The 12,764-nt window shown below is 72.4% G+C and carries 8 protein-coding genes; 2 read left to right on the forward strand and 6 right to left on the reverse strand.

Annotated features, from left to right (window positions below):
• The first annotated feature begins 133 nt into the window (after positions 1-133).
• The gene (locus G6O68_RS13190) at positions 134-1,618 is read left to right on the forward strand and encodes a peptidylprolyl isomerase (protein ID WP_206108088.1); all 1,485 of its coding nucleotides are present in this window, start codon (positions 134-136) and stop codon (positions 1,616-1,618) included.
• Between the two features lie 102 nt (positions 1,619-1,720).
• A complete protein-coding gene (gene hrpB / locus G6O68_RS13195; protein ID WP_165248451.1) occupies positions 1,721-4,270 on the forward strand; it encodes an ATP-dependent helicase HrpB in 2,550 nt (849 codons plus the stop codon).
• Between the two features lie 487 nt (positions 4,271-4,757).
• Here the strand turns inward: hrpB and G6O68_RS13200 are convergent, their stop codons facing one another.
• The 6 genes from G6O68_RS13200 to G6O68_RS13225 form a co-directional block, all read right to left on the reverse strand.
• Entirely contained in the window at positions 4,758-5,672 is a 915-nt protein-coding gene (locus tag G6O68_RS13200; RefSeq protein WP_165248453.1) for a M56 family metallopeptidase, read from the reverse strand.
• A gap of 1 nt (position 5,673) precedes the next feature.
• The gene (locus tag G6O68_RS13205; RefSeq protein WP_165248455.1) at positions 5,674-6,066 is read right to left on the reverse strand and encodes a BlaI/MecI/CopY family transcriptional regulator; all 393 of its coding nucleotides are present in this window, start codon (positions 6,064-6,066) and stop codon (positions 5,674-5,676) included.
• A 283-nt stretch (positions 6,067-6,349) separates the two neighbouring features.
• A complete protein-coding gene (locus tag G6O68_RS13210; RefSeq protein ID WP_165248457.1) occupies positions 6,350-7,021 on the reverse strand; it encodes a hypothetical protein in 672 nt (223 codons plus the stop codon).
• 131 nt (positions 7,022-7,152) lie between these two features.
• Entirely contained in the window at positions 7,153-8,769 is a 1,617-nt protein-coding gene (locus tag G6O68_RS13215) for an NAD(P)/FAD-dependent oxidoreductase (protein WP_165248459.1), read from the reverse strand.
• On the reverse strand, positions 8,766-10,541 hold the full coding sequence (locus tag G6O68_RS13220) for a SpoIIE family protein phosphatase (protein WP_165248461.1): 1,776 nt from the start codon (positions 10,539-10,541) through the stop codon (positions 8,766-8,768). Before G6O68_RS13220 ends, G6O68_RS13215 begins: the two co-directional genes overlap by 4 nt.
• A gap of 66 nt (positions 10,542-10,607) precedes the next feature.
• Positions 10,608-12,374, reverse strand: a complete 1,767-nt coding sequence (locus G6O68_RS13225; protein WP_165248463.1) for a protein kinase domain-containing protein — start codon at positions 12,372-12,374, stop codon at positions 10,608-10,610.
• Between the last annotated feature and the right edge of the window lie 390 nt (positions 12,375-12,764).

Here is a 12,764-nt window from a genome sequence, read left to right on the forward strand (position 1 = left end):
GCGGAAAATCTCGGAGGGCCGATACAACCCCTGGTCGCGTCGGCTTCGGACGCCGGCCGGCCCGCCTCGGCGGCCGGATCGGGACGCGGTCGGGGCCGGGATGGACAGGACGGGAATCGCCAGGAGGCAGCGTATGTGGCACCGAGTCTTTCGGAGGAACCCGTCCCTTGCGAGGTCGCAAGCGAGCGGAGCACCCCAGAACGCCGCCCAGCGATCCAAGCGCCGGCCCGCCCTGGAGCCGCTCGAGACCCGCCAGCTGATGACCGCCTCGCTCGCCCCGATCCCCGACGTCGCGGCCCCCGCCGGGCAGGGCTATCAGCTCGCCCTGGACGGCAGCGCCAGCAACGCCCCGAGCCAGACCTTCACGGCCACCTCCGACAACCCCAACATCAAGGTGGACGTAGCCGACGGCCAGTTCTGGACGATCCACGTCCAGCACCTCTCCTCCGAGACCGGCGACCCGACGATCCTGAACGAGCCGATGACCTTCCAGTTCTTCCCGGAGGTCGCCCCCAACACGGTCGAGCGGATCACCAACTTCAGCAACAACGGCTACTACGTCAACACCGGCCGGTTCTTCCCCCGCATCCTGGCCGGCTTCGTCGCCCAGGGCGGGTCCAACAGCGCGACCGGCACCGCGTCGTCGAGCGGGCTGCCGACGATCGGACTCGAGGTGGACCCGGCGGTCGACTTCAACAGCTACGGCCAGCTCGCCCTGGCCCGGTCCAGCTCGCCCGACTCGGGCGACGCCCAGTTCTTCATCACCTTCGGGCCCCAGTCCGCCCTCAGTCAGCAGTACACGATCTTCGGCCAGCAGGTCTCCGGCTTCGACACCCTCACCGAGCTGTCGCAGGTCGCCGTCAGCGCCCCGGCCGGGGGCAGCGAGGTCTCGGTGCCGGACAACCCGGTGACCATCGTCGGCTCCACGATCACCGACACGAACCCCAACGGCGCCCTGCTGATCGACACCACGTCCGCCGGGCCGGGCCAAAGCGCCACGATCACCGTCACGGCGACCGACCCCGCGGACGGCACCACCAGCGTCCAGCGGTTCCGGGTCTTCACCGCCGGCGACACCACCGCCGTCCGCCAGATCGGCGACGTCCTGATCGCCCAGCCGCCGGCCCTCGGCAAGTTCTACGGCGGCACGAACACCATCGAGGTCAACCAGGTGCCGGCCCCCACGATCCCGGCCAGCCAGCGGATCCAGGTCGTCGTCAACGGCATGCTCGACCGGATCCAGCCCTCGGCCGACGAGCTCTCGCAGATCGTCGCCTACGGCTCCAAGGCCAACGACCGGATCACGGTCTCCGACGACGTGCTGGTCCCGGCCACCGTGAACGGCGGCCTCGGCGGCCGGAACCACGTCAAGGCCGGCGGCGGCTACTCGATCGCCCACGGCTGGTTCGGCCACACCACCCTGGTCGCCGGCGAGGGGCCCAACCGCCTCATCGGCCGCGCCGGGCGGGTCCAGTTCCGGGCCAACGAGAACACCGCCTACGCCTTCGCCGGCAACGCCCGGGGCCGGGCCACCAACGGCCAGACCCTCAAGCCTGCCGGCACCTACTATCGGTTCCTCAACAACCGGCTCGTCCCGGTTCTCAAGATCAAGAACTGACGGTACGCTGGGATCCCGGACGATCGTCGCGAAGCGGGGCGGCCCCCCGCTTCGTCGCGTTTCGAAAGCCCCGCGTCCCGGCCGAGCCGAGCCTCCCGCGCCATGATCCCGCTCCCCATCGACCCCAGCCTGCCCAAGGTCCTCGACGCCCTCCGAGGCCGCGGGGCGCTGGTCCTGGTCGCGGAGCCGGGCTCGGGCAAGACGACCCGCGTCCCCCCCGCGATCGTCCGCGGCGGCGTCGAGGGCCGCGTGATCGTGCTCCAGCCCCGCCGGGTCGCCGCGCGGTCGACGGCCGCCCGGATCGCCGACGAGCAAGGCTGGACGCTCGGCCGCGAGGTCGGCTACCACGTCCGGTTCGACCGCCGCGCCACGGCCGCCACGCGGCTCCTCATCATGACCGAGGGGATCCTCACCCGGAGGCTCCTCGCCGACCCGTTCCTGGAGGGGGTCGGGACCGTCGTCCTCGACGAGTTCCACGAGCGGAGCCTGCACACCGACCTGGCGATCGCCCTGCTGCGCGAGGTCCGCCGCGAGGTGCGGACCGACCTCCGCCTCGTCGTGATGTCGGCCACGCTCGACGCCGGGCCGGTCGCCCGGTTCCTCGACGCCCCGGTGATCGAGGTCCCCGGCCGCACCTTCCCGATCGCCCTGAGCTACCGCGACGCCCCCCGGCCGGCCGACCCGGCGACCATCGCCGGGGCCGTCGCCGACGCCCTGGCCGAGCCCGCCGCCGACGCCCGGGGCCACGTCCTCGTCTTCCTCCCCGGCATGGCCGAGATCCGCCGCGCCCAGCGCGAGCTGGCGCCGGTCGCCGCCCGGTTCGACGCCCGCGTGCTGCCGCTCCACGGCTCGCTCCCGGCCGACGAGCAGGACGCCGCGCTCCGGCCCTCGCATCAACGCAAGATCATCCTTTCCACGAACATCGCCGAGACCTCGCTGACGATCGACGGCGTGACGACCGTGATCGACTCGGGCCTGGCGCGGGTGGCCCGCCACGACGCCTCGCGCGGGCTCGACCGGCTGGACCTCCAGACCATCAGCAAGGCCTCGGCCGACCAGCGCGCCGGGCGGGCGGGCCGCACCGGGCCCGGGCGCGCGATCCGGCTCTGGTCGGAGCAGCGGCACGCCCTGCTGGAGCCGTTCGACGAGGCCGAGGTCCACCGCGTCGACCTGGGCTCCACCCTGCTGACGCTCCACTCCTGGGGCGTGACCGAGCCCGCCGCCTTCGGCTGGTACGAGCCCCCCGCCGCCGACCGGATCGAGGCTGCCGAGTCGCTTCTCGCCCGCCTCGGCGCGTTCGACGCCGCCACCCGCCGGATCACCCCCGTCGGCGGACGGATGCTCGCCCTGCCGGTCCAGCCCCGGCTCGCCCGGTTGCTCCTCGCCGCGGCCGACGAGGGGCTCCTCCACGAAGGCGCGGCGCTCGCCGCCCTGCTCTCGGAGAAGGACGTGGCCGAGCGCCGGCGCCCGGCGGGCCACCGGGGGCTCTCCGACATGCTGGGCCGGCTCGACCTGCTGGCCGAGGCCGAGGCCTCGCGGTTCGCCCCGGCGCTCCAGGCCCGGGGGATCGACGCCGTCGCGGCCCGGCAGGTCGCCAAGGTCCGCGACGACCTCGCCCGACTGGCCTCGGGCCTGGGCCTCCCCGACCGCCCGTCGGCCCTGGACGACGACGCCCGCGAGGACGCCCTGCTCAAGCTCCTGATCCTGGCCTATCCCGACCGCGTCGTCCGGCGAAGGGGATCCGAAGAGACCGGCGTGATGGTCGGCGGCCGGGGCGTCCGGCTGGCCCGCGAGTCGGTCGTCCGCGAGGGGGAGTTCTTCCTGGCCCTCGACCCGCGCGAGGAACGCAACCGCCAGGGGGTGCTGGAGCTGATGGTCAACCTCGCCAGCGCCGTGCGGTTGGAGTGGCTGGAGGAGTTGGTGCCGCAGTCGATCCGCCGCGAGCGGAGCGTGGAGTACGACCTCGACCGGGAACGGGTCGTCGCCATGAACCGGCTCTGGTACGAGGATCTTTTGATCCGTGAAGATCCCGCCAAGCCCCCGGACTCTCGCGAGGCTTCCCGCGCCCTGTTCGAAGCACTCCGCCCCCGCGCCCGCGAGGTTTTCCAGGACGACGCGGCGGCCTCGGCCTGGCTCGCCCGCTACGACTTCGTCCGCGAGGCCGTCCCCGAGCTGGGTTGGTCGGAGCTGACGGACGAGGCCCTCGTCGGCCCGCTGGAGGTCCTCTGCCACGGCAAGACCCGGGCCGATCAGGTCCGCCAGGCGGGGAAGGTCCACTTTTTGGAGACCCTGATCGCCCCCGCCCAGGCCCGGGAACTGGCCGCCTGCGCCCCCGAGACCCTGACCATCCCCAGCGGCCGGGTCGTCCGCCTGACCTACGAGCCCGGCCGCCAGCCGACCCTGTCGGCCAAGCTCCAGGAGCTGTTCGGCTGGCCCGAGACCCCGCGCCTGGCCCGAGGCCGCGTGCCGCTCCTCCTGGAACTCCTCGGCCCCAACCAGCGCCCCGTCCAGGTCACGGCCGACCTCAAGAGCTTCTGGACCAACACCTACCACCAGGTCCGCAAGGACCTCCGCAACCGCTATCCCAAACACCCCTGGCCCGAAGACCCCACCACCGCCCAGGCCCCCGTCCGGACGCCGCGGCCGCGATAGCCCCGGGTTTGGCTTCGTTCGCGCCACCCCGAAGACGAACCCATCGGCCGCAACCACACAACGCATAATCACTTAACCCGCGAACACGGCCCTCGAAATTGGCTTCGTTCGGCGCGCTTTCTCGATCACGCCCGCCCGATGCCGTCTCGGGCCACTCGATCGATCTTCCTCCACGCAACCTCTGCGCGATTGGCTTCGTTCGCAGACGCGAAAGAGCGAAGCCATCGAACGCAACTCCTTTCCATAAAAGACATAAAACCCCAGACCCGCCCCTTCGAAATTGGCTTCATTCGGCGCGCTTGCCATGTTTTTCCTTCGACCTTACGAGGCTGAGGCGACGCCGCTTCCAGGTTCTCAGGTCGGCCGGCCCGGCGTCCCTCGTCGGCTCGCGAAGGATCGTCGAGATTGCGGCGCGCACCATCCCCCAGGCTGACAGTGCCTCCCGTTCGCGAGATGGAGAGGCCCGATCCCGGAGGGTCAGGGGGAATCAAAGCGAAGCGTCTCGCCCGGCCGGAGGGTCGCGCTGCGCCGAGCGATCTCCCTCGGGGCGGCGAGGTAGGGGTGTTCGACGACGCGGAGCTGGTATTCGCCGGGCTTGAGGCCGTCGGCCTCGAACTCGATCGGATCCGCTGGAGACGGCGTGCGGGTCCAGGACCGGGCCGCGAAGCCGACCGTGACCATCTGGACGGGCCGTCAGCCGGGCGATGAGGTGCACGGGCCAGTCCAGCCGGCGAACGTGGGCCATCTCGTGGGCGAGGACGGCCCGGCGCGTCGGCTCGGGCCAGGTCGCCGCCTCGGCGGGGAGTATCACGACGGGCCGGAGCACGCCCCAGGTCGCGGGGATCGTGGCGTCCTCGCCCATCCGCACGTCGACCCGACGGCGGATCGCGAAGGTCGCGCGGAGTTCGGCGACGAGGTCGGCCCAGTCGGCCACCGGCCGGGAACGGCGTCGGCGGCGAGCGTTGATCGCGAGGCCGGCCAGCACGGGCAGGGCGGTCGCGAGGGCACCGCCGGAATAGGCGAGCGTCCAGGCGTCGGGGAGCCGGGACGCGAGAGGAGGGGATTCGGGCGAAGCCCGTTCCGCGGGCATCGGCTGGGCTTCGCGGAAGACGACCCGTTCGGGCTCAGGCAGCAGGTCGGGTAGGACGCTCGGGCGGATAGGCCCGGGGGCCGTCGGGAGGATCGACATGGGTTCCCGCTTTGGCGCGGGGAGGATCGGCAGGGGCCACGCCGGGTCGAGGGCCGAGGCGACGGGGACCGCGATCAGGCCCAGGAGGGCGCTCGCCCAGACGCGATGGCGGAAGGCCGCCGAGCCGCGACGGGCGATCGCGGCGACGAGGGCCGCGAGGAGCAGGAGGGCCGTCGAGCGGACGGCCGCGTCGACGATCAGGTCGCGTGCCATGTCATTTCTCCTGGTCCCGGGCCTGGCGGATCAGCGCCTCCAGGCGGTCGAGGTCGTCTTCGGAAAGCTTCGCAACCGAGGGGTCCAGGATCGCCTCGACGGCCGCGGCGGCCGAGCCGGCGAAGAACGTCCGCATCAGGTCCTTGAGCGCGGAGGTCTTCGCCGCATCTCGCGAATGGGCGGGGCGGTAGACGTACCGGATCCCTTCCTGACGGTGCCGCAAGAGCCCTTTCGCCTCCAGGGAGCGGACCATCGTCCGCACCGACGAGTAGCTCGGCGGGTCCGCCAGCTCGGCCAGCACCTCGGCCACCGACGCCTCGCCCAGGCGGTAGACCGCGTCCATGATCTGGCGCTCCCGGGCGCCCAGGCCGTCCCTCGGATCGCGCTTCGGCATGGCCCACTTCCCTCCCGAATCCTGGCAACCAATTGCCATGTGGCACTGTATTGCCATGACGGGGCGGCGTCAAGCGGGTTCGCGATCGGGCCGCTGAAGGTCTTCCCCCCTGGCGGGGGAAGACAGACCGTGAAGCGGTCAGATAAGGGGGAGGACGAGCGCGGGGCCGTCGGGATTCGAAAGCCCGCGCGATCGGGCCGCCGCGAAAATCGAGGGCTCTCGCGCTCGTCTTCCCCATCATCCGGCCTTCGGCCACCTTCCCCCGCGAGGGGGGAAGGATAGATCAGTCGTGACGGCCGTTGGCGAGGGAGCGGAGGGGCGGGGCGACGCCGTTGCCGTTGGCGTGGGGGGGGCTCGGAGGCGGCGGGTTGGTGGGGGCGTAGGTGGAGCGGGCGAGGCGGCGGCTGACGTCGACGGAGAGGCAGAGGAGCGCGGCGGCGGTGACGAGGAGGACGACGGCGGCGACGGGGCGGAGGAGTTCGTCCGAGAAGAAGCGGGCGTCGTCGAAGGTGAGGGCGGCGATCGCGATCCGCGCGAAGATGATCGTGGCGCCGAGCAGCAACAGGACGGCCCAGGCCTGGAACAGGCGGATCCGCCAGACCGAGGGGCGGAAGGCCCAGGCCGGGACGCGGTCGACGAGCCTGGCGGGGGTCGCGGCCCGCGGCGCGGCGGGCTCGATCGGGTCGTCGTCGGCCCAGGGTTCGTCCCAGGCGGTCGCGGCGTCGGCGAAGTCGTTCAGGGGGTCGAGTTCGTACGAGGACTCGCTGGGGTCGAGCCGGGGGCGGGCGAGGTCGTGGCGGAGGTCGGCCCGGCCGGAGGGCTCGGCGGCCTGGGCGGCGAGGGCGCCGACGTCGAACCGGGACCGGCATTTCGGGCAGCGCGCCTGGTGGGGGGCGAGCGTCGCGTGGTCGGGGAGGCGTCCCGAGAATCCGCAGTTCGGGCACTCGATGATCATGGTCGGCTCGCGTCCCGTGCGGGGAATCTTCGTGCGGAACCGACATGGTAAGCGGGCGTTCGCGGGGTGCAAAGGAAAACTTATGCGCCTTGCCGGAAACTCCACGAGTCCTCGCGCCATGATGCGACCAATCAGCGCGGCGGGGCGAACGCGGCGACCAGGGAACGCGCGGTGCGCAGGCCGTCGACGGCGGCGCTGACGATGCCGCCGGCGTATCCGGCACCCTCGCCGCAGGGGTAGAGGCCGGCGACGGCGGGGCTCTGGCGCGAGTCCGGGTCGCGGGGGATTCGCACCGGCGAGCTGCCGCGGGATTCGGGGCCGGTGAGGGTGGCGTCGCGGAGGAACCGGCGGTCGAGGCGGCGGTCCATGATCGGCAGGCCCTTCAGGAGCGCCCGCGCCACCTTCTCGGGCAGGAGCGGGCCCAGGTCCATCGCGCGGGTGGCGCTCCGGGTGTAGCTGGAGGGGAGGGTCCCCTTGCTGGCGCGGCCGTTCAGGAAGTCGCGCGCCCACTGGATCGGCGCGGCGTAGCTGCGGCCGCCGGCGACGTAGGCGGCGCGCTCGTAGCGCTGCTGGAAGTGGACGCCGGCCAGGGGGTGGGAGCTGGTCTCGGCGGGGTCGATGGTGACGACCAGGCCGCTGTTGGCGAACGGGGAGTCGTGGCGGCTCTCGCTCATTCCGTTGGAGGAGAAGTAGCCGGGCTCGCTGACGCTGGGCATGACGTAGCCGCCGGCGCACATGCAGAACGTGAACAGGTCGCAGCCCCCGGCGCGGACGGAGAGGCCGTAGTCGGCGGCGCCGAGGGCGGGGTGGCCCTCTCTGGGTCCGTGCTGGGCCTTGTTGATCTGCTCCTGGGGCTGCTCGATCCGGACGCCGAACTGGAAGGGCTTGGCGAGCAGGGGGACGCCCCGGCGGAGGAGCATGTCGTAGGTGTCGCGGGCGCTGTGGCCGACGGCCAGCACGGCGGCGTCGGCGGCGATGTAGCCGGAGCTGGTCCCCAGGCCCCGGAGGCGGCCGTCGGCGAAGTCGAGGTCCTCGACGCGGCAGGAGAAGCGGACCTCGCCGCCGAGGTCTTCGAGCTTCTTGCGGAGCGTGCGGACGATGAGCGGGAGGCGGTTGGAGCCCAGGTGGGGGCGGTGCTCGTAGAGGATGGAGGGCTTGCCGTGGCAGTCGGCCAGGATCTCCAGGACGCGGTGGACGTCCGGGCCGCCGCTGCGCGAGGTGAGCTTGCCGTCGCTGAAGGTGCCGGCCCCCCCCTCGCCGAAGAGGTAGTTGCTCTCCGGGTCGATCGCGCCGCCGGAGTCGAACCGGCGGACGTCGGCCACGCGGTCCTTGACGGCGCGGCCGCGCTCCAGGACGAGGGGCCGGTAGCCGTTCAGGGCGAGCAGGTAGCCGGCGATCAGGCCGGCGGGGCCGGCGCCGATCACGACGGGGCGGTGATCCAGGGGACGGGCGTCGGGCCCCGACCCGGGCCAGTCGAAGGATTCAGCGAGGTAGGGCTGGACGGCCAGGCCGGCGCGGGCCGAGGCGGCGAGGGCCCGCTCGGCGGCGTCGGCGGGGAGTTCCAGCTCCATCGCGTAGCTGAAGTGGAGGTCGTCGGCGCGGCGGGCGTCGAGCGACTTGCGGAGGATCCGCCAGCGCAGGACGGAGTCGGGCCCCAGGCCGAGGCGGCCGGCGGCCCGCGTCGGGAGCGTCTCCTCCGGGTCGTCGAGTTCGAGGCGGAGGTTGTTGATCTTGACCGACGTGTTCATGAGAGGGCGGGGCTTTCCGGGAACGTCGCGGTGGCGCTCGAATCGGGACGGGGCTCGGGGGTCCACGCGGCCGAGGGGCCGAAGCAGACCAGGGTGATGTCGTCGGCCTGCTCGTGGCCCAGGGAGTACTCGCGGATGTCCTGGAGGATCGCCTTGCCGACCGCCTGCGCGCCCCCCGAAGCCTCGGCCACGCGGCGCAGCAGGCGGCGGTCGTCGCGGCAGTCGTAGAGCTCCTCCGCGAGGTTGCGGGAGTCGGTCACGCCGTCGGAGTAGACCACGACCACGTCGCCGGGGGCGAGCTGCACCTCGGCCTGGCGGTAGGAGGTGCCGGGGATGATGCCCAGGGGGAAGCCGGTGATCGTCTCGCCGACCTCCTCGACCGTGCCGTCGGCCCGGCGGACGATGATCGGCAGGTGGCCGGCCGAGGCCATCGCGAGCACCCCGCGGCGGGCGTCGAGCACGCTGAGGCTCAGGGTGATGAACTTCTCCTCGATGCCGGCCGCGAAGAGCAGCGAGTTGAGCTCGGCGGCGGCCGCCCCGGGGGCGTTCTCGGTGAGGATGCAGTAGCGGGTGTCGCCCGAGAACTTGGCCATCATCAGGGCCGCGGCGACCCCCTTGCCCGAGACGTCCCCCAGCGCCACGGCCAGGCGGTCCTGCGAGAGGGGGACGAAGTCGTAGTAGTCGCCGCCGACCTCGTAGGCCGGCTCGTAGTGGGCGAAGAACTCGTAGTCGGCGATCCTCGGCGTCTCCTGGGGGAGGAACCGCTTCTGCACCTGCTCCGCCAGCTTCAGGTCGCGGTCCACGCGCTCGCGTTCCAGGAGCGACTCGTGGAGCTGGGCGTTCTGGATGGCGATGGCCGCCTGGCCGGCCACGGCCGCCAGCACGTCCAGGTCCTCTTGGTGGAACTGCTTGCGGTCGCTGGTGTCGAGCTGGATGATCCCCACCGCCTCGCCGTCGGGCGTGAGCATCGGCACGCACATCACCGACCGGATCTTCAGGTCGGCGATCGAGGCGCTGGTGGGGAGGTTCTTGTCGGTGCTGGCGTCCTGGCTGAGGACGGCCTTCTTCTGGCCCAGGACGTGGCTGACCAGCGACCGGCTCATCTGCATCGGGGCCTCGTCGGCCGGGACGCTGGGGTGGAAGTTGGTCCGGCCCCGGCCCTGGCGGATCTTGGTCGCCTTGCGGACGAGCCGCTTGGTCTCGGGGTCGACCAGGACGAGGAAGAGCCGCTCGGCCTGGGGGAAGAGCTGGGCCAGCGAGTCCAGGACGCGGGGGGCGACCTGGTCCATCTTCAGCTCGGTGGAGAGGTCGCGGGTGATCTCCAGGATCGCCTTGAGCTTCACCTCGGGCTTCACCATGCTGGCGACCGAGCTGGAGCGGGAGGCGTCGAACGTGTGCAGGGGGGGGATGTCGCACGCCTCGCCGTCGGCCACGATCACGACCTCGCCGTCGTCGCGTTCGGGCTCGACGGGGGCGATCGGGTGGAAGACGAACTCCACGTCGCAGATGTTGATCCGGTCGCCGGGCAGGAGCTGGCGGTCGGCCCCGGGGAGGAGCTTGACGTTGTTGACCTTCGTCATGTTCCGCGACTTGAGGTCGCGGACGAAGAAGGCCTCTTCCTTGCGGTAGATCTCGGCGTGGCGGCGGCTGACGCCGTTGGGGTCCAGCACGATGTGGCACTGCTCGGGCGAGCGGCCGATCACCGTCCGCTCCTGGATCAGCTCGATGATCTGCCCGGCGGAATCGCCGTTGGCGCGTTTCAGGAAAGCCATCCCCGTCCTCCGAGACCAGAGCCCACTTCGACCCGCCTCCTAGAGTATCACGCCGGCCGCCCGGCGTCACCGGACGGCGAGGTCGACCGTCAGCACGCGGTTGCGCAGGAGCAACAGCCGGCCCCGGAGCGTCGCCAGGGCGGGACGCTGGGCGGCGGCCCCGGTGGCGCCCGGCTGCTCCGTGGCGTGGAGCGCGTCGACGACCAGCTCCACGCAGAAGTCGACCAGGCCGGGGTCCGAGAGCGGCCGGTCGCGGGACTCCACGATCCGGCCCAGCCGGCCGATCACGCCGTCGACGTCGCGCCGGAGCACCCCCTCGGCCGCCTCCAGGACGTCGGCGAGCTGCTCGTCGCGGGTCTGCCGCGACCGCCAGGTCCGGACCTCCCGGGCCAGGGCCCGGACGCGGTCGGCGTCGCGCTCGCGGTAGAGGACCCGGCCCAGCTGCAGGTAGGCCGGCGACGCCCACTCGTAGGACTCGGGGAAGTAGCCGGGGACGGCGAGCCAGGCGGCGGCCAGGCCCGCCGGCGGGGCGACGAGCTGCGCGTGGCGGTACTGCTGCTCCGCGTTCTCCATCCGGGGGGCCGCCTCCCAGCGCGGGCCGAGCCCCAGGGCGGGGGCCGTCGCCGCCAGCCGGCCCCGCTCCGCGGCCCGCTCGTCGGCGCGCTGCCGCCAGCCCAGCAGCGCCCCGGCCGTCACCCCGAGCACGGCCATCGCGATCAGGGTCCGGGGCCGGGGCCATCCCGAGCCCTCCGCCGACAGGGCCGCCGCCAGCCGCGCCGGCGTCCAGCCGCCGCCGGCCGGGTCCGAACCTCGGGTCGTCGCGGATCGGGCCGCCGAGCCCACGCCGGAGGTCGCCGGGGCCGCCTCGACGACGAGCGACGGCGAGGGGGGCAGGGCGGTGAACTCCACGGCCGTCGCGCCGGCGATGGTCGTCATCAGGCCGCGGATCCGGGACAGGTCCGCCAGCATCTCGGCCGCCGACTGGTAGCGGTCCTCGGGCTTCTTGGCGATCAGCTTGAGCACCAGCCGGTCCAGCTCGGGCGGGACGTCGGGCCGGCGGGCGCGTAGGCTCGGGGGCTGCTCGCGGACGTGCTTCAGCGCCAGCGCCAGCGCCGAGTCGGCCCGGAACGGGGGCTCGCCGACGATCATGTGGTAGAACGTCACCCCCAGCGAGTACAGGTCGCTGCGGTGGTCCATCGCGTGCCCCTGCGCCTGCTCCGGGCTCATGTACAGGGGCGTCCCCATCGTCGTCCCCTGCTGGGTGACGTGGTGGCCCTCGGACTCCAGGTCGCGGCAGAGGCCGAAGTCGGCCACCTTGATCCGCCCCTTGCGGGTCAGCAGGAGGTTCTCGGGCTTGACGTCGCGGTGGATCAGCCCGACCTCGCCCGCCGCCCCGATCGCCGCGCCCGCCTGGCGCATGATCGACAGCGCCAGCGGCAGGTCGAGCGACCCCTTGCGGATCAGGTACTCGCGGAGGTTCGCCCCCTCCACATACTCCATCGCGATGTAGTGGATCCCCTCGGCCTCGCCCAGCGCGTACACCTGCACGATGTTGGGGTGGTTGAGCTTCGCGACGGCCGTCGCCTCGATCGCGAACCGGCTCAAGTAGGCGGGACGCGACACCCACTCCGGCAGCAAGACCTTGAGCGCCACCGGCCGCTTGAGGCTGATCTGGTCGGCCAGGTAGACCTCGCCCATCCCCCCCCGGCCGATCAGCCTCTGGACCCGGAAATCGCCCAGCACCAGCCCCGTCAGGTCGCGGGCCGCGGCCTTCGAGGACTCGGGCCAGGCCCCGGTCCGCTCGTTGCTGGCGTGCTGGGGGTCGGGTTTCATCGCGACGACCATTCCCTCGACGGGGTTGGGTAGAGTCCGGGCGCGACCTTCGTCGGGCGCGGCCGCCGGACCGTCCAGCTTAAAGCGGAATGCAGCCACGCGGAAGGAGGCCCCCGACGGGCTTCCCGCGATTCCGGGGGCCCGGTCGGCTCCTGCTCCGACGATCTTCTACCAGGATGTACGACGAAAGTCCGCCGGGGTTTGCGCCAGGATTCCCGGTTTCCGTGGACGCCGGCCGAAGATGCGGATCCCGTCGCGTTGAACGGGGGCCGTCGGCGGGGCTCCTGGAGGATGAAACGAGTACGCGCCGGTCGGCGCGTCGGCCCGGATTCCGATTTTCATCTGACCGTCCCGGAGTTTGGGGCTGCGACCCAAAAAGCCTCAAAAATC

The sequence above is a fragment of the Paludisphaera soli genome, from assembly GCF_011064595.1.
Lineage (GTDB): Bacteria > Planctomycetota > Planctomycetia > Isosphaerales > Isosphaeraceae > Paludisphaera > Paludisphaera soli.